Origin of the sequence: Brevundimonas albigilva, from assembly GCF_023573565.1 — a bacterium.
Taxonomy (GTDB): Bacteria; Pseudomonadota; Alphaproteobacteria; order Caulobacterales; family Caulobacteraceae; genus Brevundimonas; species Brevundimonas albigilva.
In genome coordinates this window covers 393,452-412,241 of the sequence record NZ_CP097649.1, presented here as the reverse complement: position 1 = coordinate 412,241, position 18,790 = coordinate 393,452, and the positions used below count along the sequence as shown (strand labels likewise).

The window sequence follows — 18,790 nt, the reverse complement described above, 5'->3', positions numbered from 1 at the left end:
GAGGGGGACCACGAAGTGGTGGAGGGGGCGGACGCAGACTCGGTCTTCACCGTGGAAATTCTGAGAGCAGACGTTCAACGCTCGTGCGCTATCCGCCCCCTCCCCCACCCTTCGGGCGGTCCCCCTCCCCGCTTTGCGGGGGAGGATCAGATCACCCGTATCCTCGGCCCTTCCGACCGTTCTTCCAGCATCAGCCGCGTGATCCCCCACACCAGCGCGTCGGCCCGGTCCGGGCTCTTCCCGCCCCCGCACCCCAGCGCCAGCATCTCCTCTTCCAGCGCCGGAAAGTCCCCGCAGTGGACCACCCGCCCCTGTTCGTACAGCAGCGCCACCGGCTCGGCCCGCGCCGCCTTGGACCGCGACGCATGGACCAGCTTCACCGGCGCGGCGCAGTCCGCCTGCGCCAGCACCGACCGCACCATCTCGCCGCCCTGGTTGCCCTCGGCCACGATCTCCCGCGCGCCGAAATCCGCCACCGCCTCCGCCACCGCCCCGGCCCACCCGTGCGGCGACATCCCCCGCACCGTCCGGTCCGCCAGCACGAAGGCCCGGCGCTCCTTCCGTCCCACCACGACAATGCCGCAGGCGTCGCCGTGCGCGGTCGCCGGCGGATCGACCGCCACGACCACCCGGTCCAGCTCGGCCGGCCGCGCGCCCTTCGCCCGCTTCAGGTCCTCGATGCGGAACAGGGCGCCCTCGCCCTCGACCACCAGGCCTTCCAACTCCTGCGCCTCCAGCCGCGTCCCGCCGTACAGCGCCGTCAGATGCGCCAGGAACCCCGGCGCCAGGTTCTTGGCGTTGGCCGCCGTCCCCGCCCGCTCCGTCACCGTCCCCGCCTCGGCCATCAGCCGCCTCAGCGCCGGGATCGGCCGGGGCGTCGTCGTCACCGCCAGCTTCGGATCGTCCCCCAGCCTCAGCCCAAACCTCAGGTTGGACAGCACCGCCTCCGGCTCGCGCCAGGCGCAGAACTCGTCGGCCCACGCCCCATGAAACTGCGGCCCGCGCAGGCTGTCCGGATCCTCCGCCGAAAAGGCGTAGGCGGCCGAGCCGTTCTTCCACAGCAGCCGGCGCCGCCCCGCCTCCCAGCGCGGCCGATCGCCCGGCTCGGCCAGCGCCTTGATCCCCGACGCCCCCTCGACCATCACCTCGCGCACGTCGTGCAGGGCGGGCCCGACCAGAGCCAGATTCACCAGGCTCCGACGCGCCAGGGTGTCGATCCACACCGCCCCGGCGAACGTCTTGCCCGACCCCCGGCCGCCCAGCAGCAGCCAGGTGCGCCAGTCAGGTCTCGTCGGCGGAACCTGGTGATCGTTCACCCGCGCCTTGCGGAGCTCCCGCCTCAGCGGCGCTCCCTTCAGCGTCTCGAGCTCGCTTTGCCTCGATGATGCCGTCGAGCCGATCGCAGTGAGCGGCCAACTCGCGTCGCAGCCGCTCGTCTTCCTCGGGGTCGTAGATCCGTCCACCCATCTCGTCCTCTTCGCTGTCGGCGGCCAGACGGGGTTCCAGCGCGGCCACCGCCCTGGCCGCCCGCGCGATCACGCCGACCGCGCGGGCCAGCTTCTCGGCCTCGGCCACGCCCTCGACCTTCGGCGCGTCGCAGACGGCGTCCAGCGCCTCGTCCACCTTGGCCTTCAGCCGCGCGCAGACATGCCCCAGCCAGCCGGCGCTCTCGCCCCCGGCCCCCGTCTCGTCCCCATGTCTCGCCATGAACCAACCATAGCGCACCAGCGTCCTCAGGCGCGTCGATCGCCTCGAGAAAAGCACAAGCCCATGATTTCGTTGAATTCAGACCAGCGTCATTATGATGGTTCGCCGGCTCGACCTGGCGCCCTCAGCCCCGCTCCAGCGCCCATTCCGGCGCCTCGAAGTCCAGCGCGTCCTCCGGCTCGGCCAGCGACAGTTCCGAGATCGTCTGCCCCCGCACCGACACCCCCGCCGCATGCACCGTCTCCCGGTCGCCCGACACCAGCGGATGCCACCACGCCAGGTCCCGCCCCTCGTGGATCCGGCGATAGGCGCAGGACTTCGGCATCCACTCCAGCGCCTCGATGTTTCCGGGCGTCAGCTTGATGCAGTCCGGCACGTGCTTCTTGCGGTTCGCATAGTCCGAACAGGCGCACGCCTCCGGATCGAACAGCTTGCAGTGCACCCGCGTCGGAATCACCTCGCCGGTGTCCTCGTCCTCGAACCGCACCACGCAGCACAGCCCGCACCCGTCGCACAGGCTCTCCCACTCCACGGGGTTCATCTCGGCCAGGGTCTTGGTCCGCCAGAACATCAGGTCCTCCCCCGCCCGCGGGGGAGGGGGACCGCGAAGCGGTGGAGGGGGCGGACGACGCACCCTGCCGGACCAGACTTGCCAACGGCGCAGCTTATGATTGTGATGCGTGCCATGAGAGCGCCGGTCCTTACCCAAAAACGCGCCAGAAGTCTCCGCCGAACCCTGTCTTTGCCCGAAGTTCTGATCTGGGCGCGCATCCGCGGCCGCGGCTTCCGCCGCCAGCACGCCCTCGGCCCCTACATCCTCGACTTCTATCGCTTGCGCGACCGCCTCTGCATCGAGATCGACGGCCAGCAGCACGACGCGGCCCACGACGCCCGCCGCGACGCCTATTTCGCGGACGCCGGCATCCGCACCCTCCGCGTCCCCGCCACGGCCGTCCTCCGCGACCCCGACGCCGTCGCCGACTTCATCCTCTCCCTCTAAAGATCCTCCCCCGCAAAGCGGGGGAGGGGGACCACGAAGTGGTGGAGGGGGCGGACGCGGACTCGATATTCGATGATCAGACTCGCAGAACTAACGCCCGACATCAGCGCGCTGTCCGCCCCCTCCACCACGCTTCGCGCGGTCCCCCTCCCCCGTTCCGCTGCGCTCCACGGGGGAGGATCAATCAGTGCGAAACGGCCTTGGAGAACAGGTTGATGACCACCACCCCGCCCACGATCATCGCCAGGCCGACCACCGCCGGCGGGTCCAGCCTCTGCCTGAACAGCACCACGCCGATCGCCGAGATCGCCACCACGCCCAGCCCGCTCCAGATCGCATAGGCGATCCCCACCGGCATCTGCCGCAGCGCCAGGCTCAGCAGGTAGAAGGCGACCAGATAGCAGGCCGCCATCCCCAGCGTCGGCCACAGCCGGCTGAACTGCTCGGACTTCTGCAGCAGGGTCGTGCCCGCCACCTCCAGCCCGATGGCGCCCAGCAGCGCCGCCCATGTCGCCGGGCTCATGCGTCGTTCCCCGTGATCGGGTGGCCGGGGGTCAGCAGCGACAGCAGCGCCTGCCGCTGCTCGGCCGAAACCTGATGGAGGCCGAACAGGTCCGACATCCACAGCCCATCGGCGATCAGCCTCAGCATCAGGGCGTCGTCCGCCCCGACGGGGTCGCTGGGATCGTCGGCCTTCACCCGGTCGATCCAGCCCTTCCAGCGCAGGGCCAGCGCCGGCTCTATGGCGCAGGCGGCCATGACGACCCGGCCGATGCTGACGTCCTGCGGCGTCACCGGCTCGGTCACCGTCGCCCTCAGATAGGCGCGCGCATTGCGGCCATAGGGTTCCGGGTCCCGCGCCGCCTCGGCCAGGATGCCGTCCGTGTGCAGCTGGCCCAGATGGTCGATCATCCCCTCCAGCAGGGCGATCTTGGTCGGGAAGTGGTGCAGAACCGCCCCCTTGCTGACCGTCGTCCGCGCCGCCACGGCATCCAGGGTGAAGCCCGACGCCCCCAGTTCGGCCGCGACCTCCAGGGCCTTGTCGATGATCTCGGTTCGGGTGTCGTCGGGCGCGCGGCGGCGAGTGGCGGTGTCCATTTGCCCTACATACCGGCCGGACGGTAACAGTCAATTTCCGAAGCCCGTGGCGGTTCGCCGCCCCCTCCTCTATATGGCCGCCAATGGCCGCCAGACCCCCCTTAGTCGCCCTCAAGGACGTCCGTCTCCAGGACGGACCCCGCCCCCTGTTCGACGGCGTCGACCTCGCGGTCGAACCGCGCAGCCGCGCCGCCCTGGTCGGCCGCAACGGCGCCGGCAAGTCCACCCTGATGAAGGTCGTCATGGGCCTGATCGAGCCCGACAGCGGCGACCGCTCGGTCCAGGCCGGCACGCGCTTCGCCTATGTGCCGCAGGAGCCCCTGATCGTGGGCGACACGCTCCTCGACTACGCCGCCTCCGGCGAGGCCGAGCCCTGGACGGCCGAGGCCTGGCTGACCACCTTCGGCCTGGACCCCGCCAAGTCCACGCAAGGCCTGTCCGGCGGCGAGACCCGCCGCGCCGCCCTGGCCAAGGCCTTCGCCGAGGAGCCGGACCTGCTGCTGCTGGACGAACCGACCAACCACCTCGACATCCTGGCCATCGAACTGCTGGAGACCGAGCTTCTCCAGGCCCGCTTCGCCGTCCTGGTCGTCAGCCACGACCGCGCCTTCCTGAACCGCGTCACCGACACCGTCCACTGGCTGGAGGGCCGCCGCGTCCGCACCCTGAACAAGGGCTTCGTCGAGTTCGACGACTGGTCCGCCAAGGTCATGGAGGAGGAGGCCGAATCCCTGCGCCGCCTGACCAAGAAGATCGAGGCCGAGACCTACACCTTCTACCGCTCCATCACCGCCCAGCGCACCAGGAACGAAGGCCGCGCCCGCGCCCTTCAGGCCATGCGCGCCGACCGCGCCGAACGGGTCCGCGACCTGCCGCGCGAACTGAACCTCGGCGTCGATTCCGGCGCCGTCTCCGGCAAGCTGGTGGCGGATGTGAAGGGGGTCAGCAAAGGGTTCGCCACCTCGATCCTCCCCCGCGACGCGGGGGAGGGGGACCGCGCGCAGCGTGGTGGAGGGGGCGGAACCGGACTCGCTCTCGACGCTTCTGACGCCGGTGCGACGTCCGCCCCCTCCACCCCTTCGGGGTCCCCCTCCCCCGCAAGCGGGGGAGGATCACGCCGCACCCTGTTCAAGAACCTCACCACCCGCATCCTGCGCGGCGACCGCCTGGGCATCGTCGGCCCCAACGGCGCGGGCAAGACCACCCTGGTCAAGGTGCTGCTGGGCGAACTGGCCCCCGACGAGGGAACCGTCCGCATGGGCGCCAACCTGGAGCCCGTCTATCTGGACCAGTCGCGCGAGGGGCTGAAGTCCGACATGACCCTGTGGGACGCCCTGACGCCGGGCGGCGGCGACAGCATCCTGGTGCGCGGCCGCTCGATGCACGTCGCCGCCTACGCCAAGGACTTCCTGTTCCAGGAGGCCCAACTGAAGCAGCCCATCTCGACCCTGTCGGGCGGCGAACGCAACCGCCTGCTGCTGGCCCGCGCCCTGGCCAAGCCGGCCAATCTGCTGGTCCTGGACGAGCCGACCAACGACCTGGACATGGACACGCTGGACAAGCTGGAGGAGCTGCTGGAGGGCTACGACGGCACCCTGATCCTGGTCTCCCACGACCGCGACTTCATCGACCGCCTGGCCACCTCGACCCTGGCCCTGAACGGCCGCGGCGACATCGTCGAGACCCCCGGCGGCTGGACCGACTTCCTGCGCCAGAACCCGGGGTTCCTGAGCGGCGAGTCGCGGGTGGCGAGCAGCGAGAAGAAGAAGTCGGGCGCGGCGGCGACAAGCGACGAACCCGTCGCCCCCCGCCCCTCGCCCCTCGCCCCTCCCAGGAAGAAGCTCTCCTACAAGGACGCGCGCCGGCTGGAGGAGCTGGAGAAGCTGCTCGAAACCCTGCCCGCGGCCATCGCCCGGCACGACGCGACCCTGGCCGATCCCGACCTGTACGCCCGCGACCCCAAGGCCTTCGACGTCGCCATGAAGGCCGCCGAAAAGGCCCGCGCCGAGCTGGAATCCGCCGAACTGGAATGGCTGGAGCTGGAAGAGAAGAAGGCGGCCCTGGCGGGCTGAGCCTCAGCCGTCCGTCGGCGCCGGGTCCTTCGGGGCCGCCGCCCTGGCGCGCCGATCCTGCACCACGCCCACGACGATGGCCGCCACCAGGCCGAACGGGAACCACAGCCCGAACTTGCCGGTCAGCAGGCCGATCAGGCCGAAGATCAAGAGCACGGCGAAGGGCGTCAGGCGTTTCATCCCGCCAGGCTAGGCCGACAGGCCGCGAGTCGTCCAGAGCGACATCGATTTCGCGACCCTAGGATGCTCTCCGGGAGGCGAAGCGGGACGCCGACGCCCGGATCGTCCAGCTGCGCCGGACGCTTCACACCTACGCCATCGCCGCGGGCGGAGGCGCTGTCGCCCTGATCGTGACCCGGGGGCCGAACGACACGATCTGGGCGTGGGTCGGACTGGTCGTCGCACTGGCGCTGCACGCCGCGACCATCTATCTTGCGCCTGTCGTAGCGGAGGCTCCCGACGATGACTGACGGCGACATTCTGGCTGGCCTGATCGCGATTCTGGCGATCACGACGCCGCTGACCGCCTGGGCCGTTCAGTTGAAGCGGCGCTCCGACCGCCTGTCCCGCGAGATCGAAGAGCACGACGCCAAGGCCCGCTAGGCCCCCATGCCCCTGCGCGTCCATACCGTCGACTTCCCGCCGCCGCAGTTGGCGGCCCAGCGGCGCATCAACGCCGTCCTGGCCCGCGCGCCGCGCCTGCGCACCGACCCCTGGCGGATCGAGGCGGGCCAGCGGCTCTCGACCTGGCTGGACGCGGCCGCCGGCCGGCTTCACGGCCCCCGCCTGAAGAAGCGCGGCGTCACGGTCGAGGTCCGCGCCCCGGACGAGGACCTGTCGGTTCCCCTGCGCATCCTGCGGCCCGAGGGCCCGCCCCGCGCCGTCGTCCTGGACATTCACGGGGGCGGCTGGGTGCTGGGCAGCGCCAGCCTGAACGACCGGCTGAACGCCCATCTGGCGCGGCGCGGCTTCTGCGTCGTCTCGATCGACTATCGCCTGCTGTCGGAACGGCGCGGCGTCTTCATCGAGGCGGCCATAGAGGACTGTCTTCAGGCCGCCTACTGGACCGTCGGCAACGTCGACCAGCTGGGCGCCGCCGATCTGTTCGTCGCCGGGGAATCGGCCGGCGCCCACCTGGCGGCCCTGACCGTGCTGGCGTTGCGCGACCGGGGGCTGGTCGACCTGGTGCGGGGCTGCGTCCTGGCCTACGGCGTCTATGACCTTTCCGGCACGGAGAGCGTCCGCGCGGCCGGGCGCGACACGCTGCTGTTCAACGGCCCGACGATGCGGGCGGACCTGGCCCGGCTTGCGCCCGACCGCGACGAGGCGGCGCTTCGGGCGCCCGACGTCTCGCCCCTCTACGCCGATCTGTCGGGCCTGCCGCCGGCCCTGTTCCTAGCGGGCGAGTACGATCCCCTGTTCCAGGACAGCCTCTTGATGGCGCGCGGGTGGGCCCAGGACGCGGAGGTCGACCTGATCCGCGTGCCCGAGACCCCGCACGGCTTCCTGCATTTCGGCGGCCCGGCCGCGCGCGGCGCCCGCATCGCCGTGCGGCGCTGGCTCGAAGCCCGGCTGGCCGGCTCCGCCGGCTGAGGCCCGGCTGGCCGCCTCCGCCGGCTGAGGCCCGGCCTGGCGCGTGAAACCGCCGCATCGGCCGATCTCGCGAAACCAAAAGCCACGCTGGGGATTGGACCCTGGCTCACAGGTTCGGGATCGAGGAGGAACAGAGCCCATGCTTTCCACGACAGGGGACATACGCGCCCGACTTCGCCCCTTGCACGACATTCTGCTGGGCTTTCCGATCGTGCTGTTCGTCTTCACCGTCTTCACCGACATCGCCTATCTGAAGACCGCCGAGATGCAGTGGTCGAACTTCTCGGCCTGGCTGATCGTGGGCGCCCTGGTGTTCGGCGGCGTGATCGGCGTCTGGGCCCTGGTGCGGCTGGCGCTGGACTGGCGCGGCCCCGCCCGGCGCGACAGCGCCGTCTATGTCGGCGCCCTGGCGCTGGCCTGGGTCGTCGGCTTGGTCAACGCCTTCAAGCACAGCCAGGACGCCTGGAGCTCGGTCGGCGCCTTCGGCCTGACCCTGTCGATCCTGTCCGCCCTGCTGGCCCTGGCGGCCGGCTGGTTCGCCTATTCCACCCCGACCGTGCGGGAGATCGCCCGATGATCCGTCGTCTTCTCGCCGCTCCGGCCGCCTCGGCCCTGGTTCTCGCCCTGGCCGCCTGCGGCGGCTCCAGCGACCCGTCGCTGAACCAGACGGGCGCCCAGCCCGACCTGCCGCGCCAGGACCAGACCCTGATCCCGCCGATGAAGGTCTCGCCCCCCGGTCCCTGGAACGGCGAACTGCCGACCGTGCCCGCCGGCTTCACCGTCACCCCCTTCGCCACCGACCTGAAGATCCCGCGCCAGATGCTGGTCCTGCCGAACGGCGACGTGCTGGTGGCCGAGGGATCGGGCGGCAAGGAGGCCCCCAAGCTGCGGCCCAAGGACGTCATCGCCGGCGTCATCAAGGCCCGCGGCAAGAGCAGCGTGAAGGGCGGCGACCGCATCACCCTGCTGCGCGACGCCGACAACGACGGCCGGCCCGAGCTGCGCGCCGTCCTGGTCCAGAACCTGAACGCCCCCTACGGCCTGGCCTATGTCGACGGCGCCCTCTACGTCGCCGAACAGGACGCCCTGACCCGCTTCCCGTTCCAGCCGGGCCAGACCGGCATCTCCGCGCCCGGCCAGCGGGTCACGGACCTGCCCTCGCACATCAACCACCACTGGACCAAGGCCCTGACCGCCAGCGCCGACGGCCGCTTCCTCTATGTCGGCATCGGCTCCAACTCCAACGTCGGCGAGCGCGGCATGGAGGTCGAGCAGGACCGCGCCGTGGTGTGGGAGGTCGATCGCCAGACGGGCGCCCACCGCACCATCGCCGAGGGCATCCGCAACCCCACCGCCCTGGCTGTCGAGCCGGCCACCAACCTGCTGTGGTCCGTGGTCAACGAGCGCGACGAACTGGGCCCGCAGCTGGTGCCCGACTATCTGACCCAGGTGCGCGACGGCGCCTTCTACGGCTGGCCCTACAGCTACTGGGGCCAGACCACCGATCCGCGCGCCCATCCGCAGAAGCCCGACCTGGTCGCCCGCGCTATCCGCCCCGATTACGCCCTGGGCTCGCACGTGGCGGCGCTGGGCCTGGACTTCGCGCGTGGCGGCGGCTTCGGCGGCGCCTTCTCGACCGGCGCCTTCGTGGGCATGCACGGCAGCTGGAACCGCCAGGATCCGTCCGGCTACAAGGTGGTCTTCGTCCCCTTCGCCAACGGCCGCCCGTCGGGCCCGCCCGTCGACTTCGCCACCGGCTTCCTGAAGGACGGCAAGGCGCGCGGCCGCCCGGTCGGCGTCGCCTTCGACCCCGCCAAGCGCGTCCTGCTGGTCGCCGACGACGTGTCGAACACCGTCTGGCGCATCGCGCCGGGCGGGTGAGGCCGCGGCCCTCGCTTTCTGTGGACAACGCAAGCCGCTGATCGAAAACAGCGATTTCGATCCGTCCACGGATATGCACAGGGTTGTCCCCCGCCGCCGGGCCAGTGGTGCACATCGGGGCGGGATCGGGCGCTTGCCTCATAGCGGGTTTCGTCGGAACGTCAACGGGCCAGAGGGACACGGCGGCGCGGAAAACCAGGGGAGACCTTGGAAATCAAGCGAACCGGCCCGGCTCTCCGACCTGGCGCTTCGGGCGGTCTTCGGACCGTAACGGGTGACAGGCGGGATCCAGGCTCCGACCTTCCCGGTCTTCGGATCGGACAGGACGGGGAACCGGATCGGGATCGATGGACGGCGCGGACCCCAGGGTTTGCGCAAACGCCGGAGACCAGGAGCGCGACAGGATACAGCCGACCGCCCTTTCAGGTTCGCCTGCGACGGCGCCCAGGCCGAGGTCCAGACCCGAACGGCCAAGTCCAACCCGGACTTGGCGAGGGGACGAAGAGCACGGGTTCGCCCCGGACGCTTCGTCCCCTCGCTCAATTCCGGCGGCGATTTCACGACAAGGCGCTAGACAGCCGCCGCTTCCTTCTGCAGCCATGGCGGGCAGATGGAGGTCTTCATGCGTGTCGTCCCCCTGGTCGTCCTGACGGCGGCTTCGGCCGTGATCCCGGCCTGGGCGCAAGCCGGCGGAGAGCGGCCGCCGCAGCACGCGCCCGTCATCATCCCGGGGCCCGGCCCCGATGGCGCCGATCCGGTCGAGCCCATGACCTTCCAGGTTCCCGACGCCCAGGCCGCCTGCGACGGCGAAGCCGTGACCCCCGCCTACAGCGAGATCCTGCCCGCGCGGGAGGGGATGCGCCTGGCCGGCCCGGACCTGGTCCTGGCCTTCGCCACCGCGCCCGATGGCCGGGTGACGGATTTGCGGCCCGTCGGCGCCCCTCCCGCCACGGAGGCCAAGCTTCAGGCCGCCTTCGCCGCCTGGCGGTTCGAGCCCAGGGCGCGCGCCGACTGCCGCCTGACCGTGACCTGGCGCACCGTCGCCCTGGCCGAGGCGGAAACCCCCGACCTGCTCAACTATTTCGCGGTCGACCGCCGAACGGGAAGGCTGCGCGACGCCGTGGCCCGCCGGCTGGGTGGGGACGGCGCCGACTGCGGCGAGCGCTGGGGCGGGCGTCGTCCGGCGGTGGCGGCCTATCCCGACTTCCTGCGCGGCCGCCGACCGCCGCCCGGCGGCAGCAGCTGGACGGTGGTGCGCTGGAACATCGCGGCGGACGGCCAGGCGTCCCAGGTCGAAATCCTGGGCTCCTCCGGCGACGCCGACCTGGACGCCGAGGGTCTGCGCGCGGTGTCGGAAACCCGAATGCGCCCCGGACCGGCGCGCACCGGCTGCGTCTATAACTTCTACCGGACGGGCGAGACCCTGCCCGCCCCGCCGATGCCGGCGCAAGAGGATCGGCCGGACCCGTTGGCCGCCTGCCCCGAGGCCATGGACGAGCGGTTCCGGGTTCGACCCCGCCTGGTCTTTCCCGAGGTCTTCCGACAGCGGGCGATCGAGGGATGGGCGCTGGTGCGGTTCGACGTCGCGCCGTGGGGCGCGATCGGCAATGCGGCCGTGATCGAGGCCCAGCCGGCCGCCCTGTTCGGCGAGGACGCCCTTCGCCTGGTCCGCGCCAGCCAGGCCACGCCCGGCTTCGAGGCCGGCGTCCGCTGCGTCGTTCCGGTCCGTTACCGCATCGAGGCGGGAGACGACACGTCCGCCCCCGACTGACGCACGCCCTTCTGACGCCCGCCTTCCCAACGCCGCCATCCGCCCCTAAACCAGCGCCATGATCCAGCGCGGGAATCGCCCCCTCCTGACCCGGCGTCGCGCCCTGCTTGCGGGCGGCGCGGCCGTCGTCGGCGCGGGCGCGCTGGCCTTGCGCGCCTGCGGGCGGACCGAGGCGCCGGTGGACGACCAGGGGCGGGTGCGGCTGCGCTTCGCCACCGACGCCCGCGCCGGGGCCGAACACGGCGGCTTCTATCAGGCCGTGGCCGGCGGGGCCTATGAGAAGCGCGGGCTGAACGTCCAGATCGTCCAGGGCGGACCGGGGGTGAACGTGCCCCAGTTGCTGGCCTCGGGCGCGGTCGAGCTGGGCCTGGGCGCCAGCAGCTTCACGCCGATGAACCTGGTCGCCTCCGGCGCCCCCGTGCGCGCCGTCGCCGCCTTCTTCCAGAAGGACCCGCGGGTCCTGATCGCCCACGCCGAGCCGGCGGTCGAGGACCTGGCCGCCCTGGCCCAGCTTCGGGGCCGCCGCTTCCTGCTGGCCGAGCCGCAGGCCGCCGGCCTCTGGGTCTGGCTGAAGGCGACCTACGGCCTGGCCGACGACCAGGCGCGCGTCGTCCCCGACCGCGCCGCCGCCTTCCTGGCCGAGCCGCGCGCCGTGCTGGAAGGCGACCTGACCGTGGACCCCCACGCGGTGGAGCAGGCGGCGGACTTCACGCCCCAGGTCTTCCTGCCGGCGGACGCGGGCTATCCCTCCTACGGCGGCCTGGTGCTGGCGCCCAACGCCTTCGCGCGCGACAACGCCGGCGCCCTGCGCAGCTTCATCGCCGCCTCCGCCGAGGGGTGGCGCGACTATATCCGGGGCGACCCGTCGGCGGCCGACGCCCTGATCCGGCGCGACAACCCTGAGATGAGCCAGGCCCTGCTTGACCAGGCCCGCGCGCGGCTTCGCGACAACGCCGTGGTCGACGGCGGCGATGCGGCCCTGTTCGGCCTGGGCGCCATGACCGAGGAGCGCTGGCGCGCCTTCTTCGAGGTCGCCAGCCGGGGCGATGTCTATGACACGGGCCTGAACTGGCGCGACGCCTTCACCAACGCCTACCTGCCCGGCCGCGGCTGACAACCGCAGCACGGCGCGTTAGCGCGCGATTAAGCGCTGCCGGCTAGGGTGGATGCGACCCTCAATCGGAGCGCCGTCTTGCGCCGCATCCTGCTCACCACCGTTCTGCTCGGCGCCGGCCTCGCGCCGGGCGTCGCCCTGGCCCAGCAGCAGCCGACCAACGGCGCCGGCCTGCGCTATCTGTCCTGGCCGGGCAAGGCGGCCGTCGCCGCGCGGCCGGCGACCGCCCCCGCCCCTGCCCTCGACGCCGCGACCGAGGGCGCCCGCCCGGTTCCGACCCGCGCCGCCGCATCGACCGCCTCCCTGCCGCTGGCCCGGATCGCCCCCGCGCCGATCCCGACCTCGACCTCTCGCGGCCTGACCCCGGCCAGCGCCTGGCTGGCGCCCGCGCCGCGCGCCCCCGAGCCCCAGCCCCAGCCCCAGCCCCAGCCGCAACCTCAGACCCAGCCTCACGCCCTGGCCGAGCCGACGCCCCGCCAGCCGGAGGCCGCCGCGCCGTCCGCACCCGTCCCCGCGCCGCAGGCCCGCGTCCAGCCCCAGCCCGCGCCCGAACCCGCGCCCGCCGAACCGGCCCCGGTTCAGGCGGCCGTCGCCGACCCGATGGCGCCCCGCCGCGACGCCCCGATCTTCCGCCTGCAGCGGCCCGACGGCGCGACGGCGGCCGCGCCCGAGGCCGGCGCCGCCCCTTCCGCCCAGAGCGCCCGCTACTATTCGGTCCACCGCCAGGCGGGGCACGAGCCGGACGCCATCCGCACCCCGGCGCCGGTCTATCTGGACGCCCTGCCGGTGCAGATGGCCCAGACGCCGACCAGCGCAGACCTGGCCCAGCCCGACGGCCCGCCGGCTCTGGTGCGCAACACCGACGGCTCGGTCCGCGCCCTGCCCCAGACCCAGGCCGACGACCTGCCATGACCGCTGCAGCCGCCGCCGCGGAGGCCGCCGTCGAAGGCTCGCGCCTGCCGCACCTGATCGCCCTGGCCGGGGAAACGTCCAGCGACAAGCGCCGCCTGCTGCTGCGCGAGCTGACCGACCACTTCTTCGGCGAACCCCCGGTCCACACCGCCGCCGAGACCGCCCTGTACGGCGACGTCCTGGCCCAGCTGTCCGACGAGATGGAGACGGCGGTCCGCGCCGAACTGGCCAGCCGTTTCGCCGAGGCGCCCCATGCGCCCCATCGCCTGATCCAGCGCCTGGCCAATGACGAGGTCGAGGTCGCCGACAAGGTCCTGCGCGCCTCGCCGGTGCTGACCGACGCGGACCTGATCACCGTCATCCGCAGCCGGGGCCAGGGCCATATCCGCGCCGTCTCCGGCCGGGCCGAGGTGTCCGAGGCCCTGTCGGACGCCATCGTCGAACACGGCGACGACGAGGCCCTGGGCGCCCTGCTGAGAAACGACGGCGCCCGGCTGTCGCGCGCGGCGTCCGAAACGGCGGTGGAGCGGGCCAAGGTCAATCCGGCCCTTCACGCCGCCACGGTCGAGCGCAAGAGCCTGCCCGCCGACCTGCTGAACGAGATGTATTTCGTCGTCGAGGCCCGGCTGCGCCAGCATATCCTGGAGCAGAACGCGCGCATGGATCCCGACCTGCTGGAGGCCGCCCTGGCCGCCGGCCGCACCCGGGTCGCGACCGACGACGGCGCCCTGCCGGCCGACTACGCCGAGAGCGTCGCCTATGTGAACGAGCTGCGCGCCGCCGGCCAGCTGACGCCCCAGGTGCTGGCGCGCTTCCTGCGCTCGAACGGCCGCACCCCCTTCCTGGTGGCCCTGTCGCAGCTGGCCGACGTGGACTTCCACACCGCCCGGCGCATCGTCGAGCGCAAGGAGCTGGACGCCCTGGCGGTCATCTGCAAGGCGGCCGACATGGACCGGGCCATCTTCCTAACCTACGCCGTCGTGCTGCTGGGGTCCGAGGACAATCCGATGGGCAAGGCCGGCGCCTACGGCCGGCTGTATGGCGAACTGAGCCGCGACGCCGCCCTGCGCACCCTGCGCTTCTGGCGCATGCGCCGCGGCGCCCAGGCGGCCGCCTGAACCAAACCGGATGCGCCTCGCCGCCCTGCAGGTGAGGGCGAATTGGAAACGCCCGCCTCCTGGCGGAAGCGGGCGTCCGTCGCCGGAAATGTTCCGACTTACTTCTTGACGCGGGCGGCGCGGGCGGGTTTGCGGCCGCCCTGGCCCAGGCCCATCTGCTTGGCCAGTTCCGAGCGCGCCTTGGCGTAGTTCGGCGCGACCATCGGATAGTCCTTGGGCAGGCCCCACTTGGCCCGATACTCTTCCGGGCTCATGTCGTACTTGGTGCGCAGGTGGCGCTTCAGCGACTTGAACTTGCGGCCGTCTTCCAGGCAGATCAGGAAGTCCGGGTTGATCGACTTGCGGATCGGCACCGCCGGTTCCTTGGGCTCGGGCTCCGGCTCGACCGGGCCGGCCGACACGCCCGACAGGGCGGCGTGGATGCTGGCGATCAGGGTCGGCAGGGTCTCGGCCGAAACGGTGTTGTTGCCGACATAGGCCGACACGATGTCCGCCGTCATTTCGAGCAGTTCAGGCTTTTCTTCCATTCGTCCGATCTCTTCCGTGATTCAACGCGCTCGACCGGCCGCCCCCGTCGAACTTCTTTGCGGTGCTTAGGCAGGTTTGCGGACAAAAGCAATCGCGGGCCCGGATCGACTGCGTCATTTGACAGGCTGCTGACGAGAAAGTGCGTCTTCGGCCGCTAACCTTATCGTCCCAAGTCTTCGCCCAGGATCATCATCGCGGCCCATTCGGGTGCGGAATATTCGTCGACCGCATCCTCCTCGCCCTCGCGTATGGCGCGCATCAGTTCGGGCGTCAGGGCCGAGGACAGCGACCAGTTCCAGTATCGCAATACAGTCTGGGCGCGATCCACCGCCAGCATCTCATAGGTGATCTGCACCCGCTCCCAGTCGGGGTGGGCGGCGCCGTCGGCCAGCCGCTCGGGCCGCCGCATCGAGCGCCACAGGTGGTGCAGGTCGGTGCGCGACAGGCCGGTGGCCTTGCACAATATGGCCAGGGGCTCGCCGCCCGGATCGCCCAGGATCTTGGCGCCGGACAGAGGCTTGATGCCGGACAGATAGGCGATCTCGGTGGCGGTCTGGCGCGACAGGCCGTCGCGCGCGGCCACGGCGACCGCCTGCTCCAGGTCGTCGAACGGGCTCTTGCCGATCGCGGCGCGGTTGCGCTGGCGGCGCTCGATGAACTGCAGGGCCTTGCGCGCCACCGGGTCGGCCCAGCCCTCTTCCGCGGCCAGGGCGAAGACGTCCTCGGACACCTCCTGCATCACTTCGCGCGAGACGGCGAACCGCTGCAGGATGGTGCGCCGATCCTCGGGCCCGCACCACCAGAACATCACATAGGCGCCGGCAGGACGCAGCTCGGGGCGCTTGAGCAGGGGCGCGCTGAGGGCCGGATGCTGGCGGGTCAGGGCCACCACGGCCTCCAGCCCGACCTGCGACAGGCGCGCCGTGGCGTTGCGCAGCACCGCCTCGATCACCTCCATCTCGCCGAAGCTGAACAGGGTCTCGGTGACGATCTCCGACAGGCCGCGGCGCGAGGCCATCATCAGCCGGTGCTCGGGCCCGGCGTCGCGCGCGCAGCCGATCAGATCCGCGTCGGTCAGCGAGGCGCACTGTTCGATCAGCAGGCCGGCGATGGCCGGCTCGTCGCGCAGCAGCAGGCGGCTGACGCTGTTGGGCAGCTCGGCCAGGGGCGCCAGGCGCGCGGCCACGCGGCGGCGCTCCTCGGGCGTGGCCAGGCGCAGCATCTCGACCAGCAGGTCGCCGGTGACGGCGCGCTCGAAGGCGTTGACCCGGCTGGCCGGCAGCGAAACGACGTCGGCCAGCCGCTTGAGCAGGGCATGGCGGGCCCGCAGCGGCGCGGGGCTGGCCGTCTCCTCTCCGAACAGGGCCGAAGCGTCGCTCATCGCCTCCAACCTAGAGGCGAACCGTTAACCGGGTGTGAGAGCGGAAGAAGGGCGATCAGAGCCCCTCGAACAGGGCGGTCGACAGATAGCGTTCGGCGAAGGAGGGGATGATGACCACGATGGTCTTGCCGGCGTTCTCTTCCCGCGCCGCCAGGCGGAAGGCGGCGGTCAGGGCCGCGCCCGAACTGATGCCGACGGGGATGCCTTCGACGCGGGCGACCTTGCGGGCCATGTCGAAGCTGTCGTCGTTGGAGACCTGCTCCACCCCGTCCACCACCGAGGCGTCGTAGATGGCGGGCACGAAGCCCGCGCCGATGCCCTGGATCTTGTGCGGGCCGGGCTGGCCGCCCGACAGGACCGGAGAGGCCTCGGGCTCCACCGCGATCATCCTGACCGAGGGCTTCCTGGCCTTCAGCGCCTGGCCGACGCCCGAGATGGTGCCGCCGGTGCCGACGCCGGCCACCACGATGTCGACCGCGCCGTCGGTGTCGTTCCAGATCTCCTCGGCGGTGGTGACCCGGTGGATCGCCGGATTGGCCAGGTTCTCGAACTGCGACGGGCTGACGGCGTTCGGCGTCGAGGCCAGAAGCTCGTCCGCGCGGGCGATGGCGCCCTTCATGCCCTTCTCGGCCGGGGTCAGCTCCAGCTGCGCGCCCAGCAGGGCCAGCATCTTGCGGCGTTCGATCGACATGCTCTCGGGCATGCACAGGATCAGCTTCAGCCCCTTGGCGGCGGCCACGAAGGCCAGGGCGATGCCGGTGTTGCCGCTGGTCGGCTCGATCAGGACCGTGTCCTTGTCGATCCTGCCCGCCTGTTCCAGCGCCTCGACCATGGCCACGCCGATCCGGTCCTTGACCGAGGCGATGGGATTGAAGAACTCCAGCTTGGCCAGGACCGTCGCCTTGGCGCCGTATTCGGCCGACAGCTTGGGCAGGCGAACGACGGGCGTGTCGCCCAGGGTGTCGACGATGGACTCATAGACCTTGCCGCGCCCCTTCTTCAGGTGGCGGGAGGCGTCGTAGCTGAAGTCGGACATGGTCGGGTCTCCGTGATCTGGGCGGCCTATACAGATAAGCCCTGGATGTAACGCGCAAGAGCGCGCCGTCGATGATTTCTGCGCGGCCCTTTCAGCCGGGCTCAGCGCCGCAAGGCGCGGCGCGCGGGGTCGAAGCCGACCACTTCGCGGATCACGATCATGCTCTGGAACGACCGCACCCCCGCCTCGGTCGTCAGTTCGCGCAGGCAGAAGGCCTCGTAATCCTCCATCGAGGGGACGGCCACGGTCAGCAGATAGTCGGTCTCTCCGGTCACGTCCCAGGCGGCCTGGATCTCCGGGCTGGCCTTGAGGGCGCGTTTGAAGGCCTCGGCCGTCTTGCGCTCCTGGGTGTTCATCTCGACCTGGACGTGCAGCACGATGCGCGGCTCGACCCGCGCGGGGTCGATCACCGCCACGTCGGCGACGATGACGCCCTGGGCCCGCAAACGGCGCAGGCGACGCAGCACCGCCGATTCCGACAGGCCGACCGCCTCGGCCGTCACCCGCGCCGGCTCCAGGTTGTTGCGGCGGACCCGTTCGATCAGCCGGTGGTCGAACGCGTCCAGGGTGACGAAACCCGTCATTTCGCGACCTTTCGTGACGAAATCAGTCGCTGACGAAGCGGAAATCGCCGGGAAGCGCAAGCGGGATTCCGCTACCTGTCGGGGCATGACCGCCCTGCCCCTGCGCCAGTCCCCGCCCGCCCCCGTCCTGCCCTATGTCGCCCTGGTCGTCGGCATGCTGTCGCTCAGCATCGGCACCACCTTCGCCAAGGGTCTGTTCCCGGCCGTGGGGGCCGAGGGCGCCACCGCCTATCGCGTCGGCCTGGCGGCGATCCTGCTGCTGGCGGTGTGGCGGCCCTGGCGGCTGCGCTTCAGCCGCGCGGACCTGGTCGGCCTGGCGCTCTACGGCGCGGCGATCGGCGGGCTGAACCTGTGCTTCTACCTGTCTTTGAAGACCATCCCCCTGGGCGTGGCCTTCGCCATCGAATTCGCCGGGCCCCTCAGCCTGGCGCTGATCTCTTCGCGCAAGCTGATCCATTTCGTCTGGGTGGGGCTGGCGGTGCTGGGCCTGGGCCTGCTGTTGCCCCTGTCCGGCGCCGGCCAGGCGCTGGACCCGACCGGCGTGGCCCTGGCGGCCGTAGCCGGGGTGTTCTGGGCGCTCTACATCGTCTTCGGCAAGCGGCTGTCGCACATCCATCCTGGCCCGTCGGTGGCGATGGGGATGAGCGTGGCGGCCCTGGTCGTGCTGCCGTTCGGGGTGGCGCACGCCGGCGCGGCCCTGCTGTCGCCGTCGATCCTGCTGGCGGGACTGGCCGTGGCGGTGGCCTCCAGCGCCATCCCCTATTCGCTGGACCTGTACGCCATGCGCCACATCCCCAGGCGGACCTTCGGCGTGCTGCTCAGCGCCGAGCCGGCGGTCGGCGCCCTGGCCGGCCTGGTGCTGCTGCACGAACATCTCAGCGGCCAGCAGGCCCTGGCCATCGCCGCCATCGTCGCCGCCTCGGCCGGCGCGGTCCTGACCACGCGTCGGGCGCCGCCCGCCCTGCCGGAGTGACCGGCGACGACCGGCGATCGGG

21 protein-coding genes are annotated in these 18,790 nt (G+C 71.6%); 11 read left to right on the top strand and 10 right to left on the bottom strand.

Annotated elements, in window-relative coordinates; translation table 11 throughout:
• Positions 1-146: 146 nt before the first annotated feature.
• The 3 genes from M8231_RS02085 to M8231_RS02075 form a co-directional block, all read right to left on the bottom strand.
• The gene (locus M8231_RS02085) at positions 147-1,316 is read right to left on the bottom strand and encodes a DNA-packaging protein (protein WP_250202140.1); all 1,170 of its coding nucleotides are present in this window, start codon (positions 1,314-1,316) and stop codon (positions 147-149) included.
• A complete protein-coding gene (locus tag M8231_RS02080) occupies positions 1,282-1,707 on the bottom strand; it encodes a hypothetical protein (RefSeq protein WP_249751361.1) in 426 nt (141 codons plus the stop codon). The genes M8231_RS02085 and M8231_RS02080 overlap by 35 nt, the downstream gene beginning before the upstream one ends.
• A gap of 124 nt (positions 1,708-1,831) precedes the next feature.
• The gene (locus M8231_RS02075; protein ID WP_250202139.1) at positions 1,832-2,278 is read right to left on the bottom strand and encodes a YcgN family cysteine cluster protein; all 447 of its coding nucleotides are present in this window, start codon (positions 2,276-2,278) and stop codon (positions 1,832-1,834) included.
• Between the two features lie 171 nt (positions 2,279-2,449).
• Between M8231_RS02075 and M8231_RS02070 the strand changes: the two genes are divergently transcribed.
• Positions 2,450-2,707 (top strand): endonuclease domain-containing protein, encoded by a 258-nt coding sequence (locus tag M8231_RS02070; RefSeq protein WP_249751363.1) that lies wholly within the window; start codon positions 2,450-2,452, stop codon positions 2,705-2,707.
• A 184-nt stretch (positions 2,708-2,891) separates the two neighbouring features.
• Here M8231_RS02070 and M8231_RS02065 read toward each other — a convergent pair whose 3' ends face one another.
• Together M8231_RS02065 and M8231_RS02060 are read right to left on the bottom strand one after the other, a co-directional pair.
• Positions 2,892-3,230 (bottom strand): DMT family transporter, encoded by a 339-nt coding sequence (locus M8231_RS02065; RefSeq protein ID WP_249751364.1) that lies wholly within the window; start codon positions 3,228-3,230, stop codon positions 2,892-2,894.
• A complete protein-coding gene (locus tag M8231_RS02060) occupies positions 3,227-3,805 on the bottom strand; it encodes a TetR/AcrR family transcriptional regulator (protein ID WP_249751365.1) in 579 nt (192 codons plus the stop codon). Before M8231_RS02060 ends, M8231_RS02065 begins: the two co-directional genes overlap by 4 nt.
• Before the next feature lie 83 nt (positions 3,806-3,888).
• On the opposite strand from M8231_RS02060, the gene M8231_RS02055 reads away from it, so the two are divergent.
• Positions 3,889-5,877 carry an ABC-F family ATP-binding cassette domain-containing protein gene (locus M8231_RS02055; RefSeq protein WP_250202138.1) on the top strand — a complete coding sequence of 663 codons (1,989 nt, stop codon included), beginning with the start codon at positions 3,889-3,891 and terminating at the stop codon, positions 5,875-5,877.
• 3 nt (positions 5,878-5,880) lie between these two features.
• On the opposite strand, the gene M8231_RS02050 is transcribed toward M8231_RS02055, so the two are convergent.
• Positions 5,881-6,057: a hypothetical protein gene (locus M8231_RS02050; RefSeq protein WP_249751366.1), complete on the bottom strand. Its 177-nt coding sequence runs from the start codon at positions 6,055-6,057 to the stop codon at positions 5,881-5,883.
• A 282-nt stretch (positions 6,058-6,339) separates the two neighbouring features.
• Here M8231_RS02050 and M8231_RS02045 point away from each other — a divergent pair, with 282 nt between their 5' ends.
• From M8231_RS02045 to M8231_RS02010, 8 genes are all read left to right on the top strand, one after another.
• Entirely contained in the window at positions 6,340-6,480 is a 141-nt protein-coding gene (locus M8231_RS02045) for a hypothetical protein (RefSeq protein WP_249751367.1), read from the top strand.
• Between the two features lie 6 nt (positions 6,481-6,486).
• Positions 6,487-7,470, top strand: a complete 984-nt coding sequence (locus M8231_RS02040; protein WP_249751368.1) for an alpha/beta hydrolase — start codon at positions 6,487-6,489, stop codon at positions 7,468-7,470.
• Between the two features lie 181 nt (positions 7,471-7,651).
• A complete protein-coding gene (locus M8231_RS02035; RefSeq protein WP_250202137.1) occupies positions 7,652-8,047 on the top strand; it encodes a DUF2231 domain-containing protein in 396 nt (131 codons plus the stop codon).
• The gene (locus M8231_RS02030; RefSeq protein ID WP_250202136.1) at positions 8,044-9,351 is read left to right on the top strand and encodes a PQQ-dependent sugar dehydrogenase; all 1,308 of its coding nucleotides are present in this window, start codon (positions 8,044-8,046) and stop codon (positions 9,349-9,351) included. The genes M8231_RS02035 and M8231_RS02030 overlap by 4 nt, the downstream gene beginning before the upstream one ends.
• 622 nt (positions 9,352-9,973) lie before the next feature.
• Positions 9,974-11,122 carry a TonB family protein gene (locus tag M8231_RS02025; protein WP_249751370.1) on the top strand — a complete coding sequence of 383 codons (1,149 nt, stop codon included), beginning with the start codon at positions 9,974-9,976 and terminating at the stop codon, positions 11,120-11,122.
• A 58-nt stretch (positions 11,123-11,180) separates the two neighbouring features.
• The gene (locus M8231_RS02020) at positions 11,181-12,236 is read left to right on the top strand and encodes an ABC transporter substrate-binding protein (protein ID WP_249751371.1); all 1,056 of its coding nucleotides are present in this window, start codon (positions 11,181-11,183) and stop codon (positions 12,234-12,236) included.
• A gap of 78 nt (positions 12,237-12,314) precedes the next feature.
• The gene (locus M8231_RS02015; RefSeq protein ID WP_249751372.1) at positions 12,315-13,148 is read left to right on the top strand and encodes a hypothetical protein; all 834 of its coding nucleotides are present in this window, start codon (positions 12,315-12,317) and stop codon (positions 13,146-13,148) included.
• Positions 13,145-14,266, top strand: coding sequence for a DUF2336 domain-containing protein (locus M8231_RS02010; RefSeq protein WP_249751373.1), 1,122 nt, complete (start codon positions 13,145-13,147; stop codon positions 14,264-14,266). Before M8231_RS02015 ends, M8231_RS02010 begins: the two co-directional genes overlap by 4 nt.
• A 98-nt stretch (positions 14,267-14,364) precedes the next feature.
• Here M8231_RS02010 and M8231_RS02005 read toward each other — a convergent pair whose 3' ends face one another.
• The 4 genes from M8231_RS02005 to M8231_RS01990 form a co-directional block, all read right to left on the bottom strand.
• Positions 14,365-14,793, bottom strand: a complete 429-nt coding sequence (locus M8231_RS02005; protein ID WP_250202135.1) for a Ros/MucR family transcriptional regulator — start codon at positions 14,791-14,793, stop codon at positions 14,365-14,367.
• A 161-nt stretch (positions 14,794-14,954) separates the two neighbouring features.
• Positions 14,955-16,175 carry a DUF2336 domain-containing protein gene (locus M8231_RS02000; RefSeq protein WP_249751375.1) on the bottom strand — a complete coding sequence of 407 codons (1,221 nt, stop codon included), beginning with the start codon at positions 16,173-16,175 and terminating at the stop codon, positions 14,955-14,957.
• 55 nt (positions 16,176-16,230) lie between these two features.
• Entirely contained in the window at positions 16,231-17,211 is a 981-nt protein-coding gene (gene cysK, locus M8231_RS01995; RefSeq protein ID WP_249751376.1) for a cysteine synthase A, read from the bottom strand.
• Between the two features lie 101 nt (positions 17,212-17,312).
• Positions 17,313-17,795 (bottom strand): Lrp/AsnC family transcriptional regulator, encoded by a 483-nt coding sequence (locus tag M8231_RS01990; protein ID WP_249751377.1) that lies wholly within the window; start codon positions 17,793-17,795, stop codon positions 17,313-17,315.
• Between the two features lie 85 nt (positions 17,796-17,880).
• Between M8231_RS01990 and M8231_RS01985 the strand changes: the two genes are divergently transcribed.
• A complete protein-coding gene (locus M8231_RS01985) occupies positions 17,881-18,768 on the top strand; it encodes an EamA family transporter (protein ID WP_249751378.1) in 888 nt (295 codons plus the stop codon).
• Positions 18,769-18,790: the final 22 nt, after the last annotated feature.

Excerpts from the sequence above, each read along its gene's own strand:
- M8231_RS01990 (WP_249751377.1), bottom strand. The coding sequence starts at position 17,795 with ATGACGGGTTTCGTCACCCTGGACGCGTTCGACCACCGGCTGATCGAA.
- M8231_RS02040 (WP_249751368.1), top strand. The coding sequence starts at position 6,487 with ATGCCCCTGCGCGTCCATACCGTCGACTTCCCGCCGCCGCAGTTGGCG.
- M8231_RS01985 (WP_249751378.1), top strand. The coding sequence starts at position 17,881 with ATGACCGCCCTGCCCCTGCGCCAGTCCCCGCCCGCCCCCGTCCTGCCC.
- M8231_RS02045 (WP_249751367.1), top strand. The coding sequence starts at position 6,340 with ATGACTGACGGCGACATTCTGGCTGGCCTGATCGCGATTCTGGCGATC.
- M8231_RS02060 (WP_249751365.1), bottom strand. The coding sequence starts at position 3,805 with ATGGACACCGCCACTCGCCGCCGCGCGCCCGACGACACCCGAACCGAG.
- M8231_RS02025 (WP_249751370.1), top strand. The coding sequence starts at position 9,974 with ATGCGTGTCGTCCCCCTGGTCGTCCTGACGGCGGCTTCGGCCGTGATC.
- M8231_RS02075 (WP_250202139.1), bottom strand. The coding sequence starts at position 2,278 with ATGTTCTGGCGGACCAAGACCCTGGCCGAGATGAACCCCGTGGAGTGG.
- M8231_RS02000 (WP_249751375.1), bottom strand. The coding sequence starts at position 16,175 with ATGAGCGACGCTTCGGCCCTGTTCGGAGAGGAGACGGCCAGCCCCGCG.
- M8231_RS02050 (WP_249751366.1), bottom strand. The coding sequence starts at position 6,057 with ATGAAACGCCTGACGCCCTTCGCCGTGCTCTTGATCTTCGGCCTGATC.
- M8231_RS02005 (WP_250202135.1), bottom strand. The coding sequence starts at position 14,793 with ATGGAAGAAAAGCCTGAACTGCTCGAAATGACGGCGGACATCGTGTCG.
- M8231_RS02030 (WP_250202136.1), top strand. The coding sequence starts at position 8,044 with ATGATCCGTCGTCTTCTCGCCGCTCCGGCCGCCTCGGCCCTGGTTCTC.
- M8231_RS02010 (WP_249751373.1), top strand. The coding sequence starts at position 13,145 with ATGACCGCTGCAGCCGCCGCCGCGGAGGCCGCCGTCGAAGGCTCGCGC.
- M8231_RS02065 (WP_249751364.1), bottom strand. The coding sequence starts at position 3,230 with ATGAGCCCGGCGACATGGGCGGCGCTGCTGGGCGCCATCGGGCTGGAG.
- M8231_RS02055 (WP_250202138.1), top strand. The coding sequence starts at position 3,889 with ATGGCCGCCAGACCCCCCTTAGTCGCCCTCAAGGACGTCCGTCTCCAG.
- cysK (WP_249751376.1), bottom strand. The coding sequence starts at position 17,211 with ATGTCCGACTTCAGCTACGACGCCTCCCGCCACCTGAAGAAGGGGCGC.
- M8231_RS02020 (WP_249751371.1), top strand. The coding sequence starts at position 11,181 with ATGATCCAGCGCGGGAATCGCCCCCTCCTGACCCGGCGTCGCGCCCTG.
- M8231_RS02080 (WP_249751361.1), bottom strand. The coding sequence starts at position 1,707 with ATGGCGAGACATGGGGACGAGACGGGGGCCGGGGGCGAGAGCGCCGGC.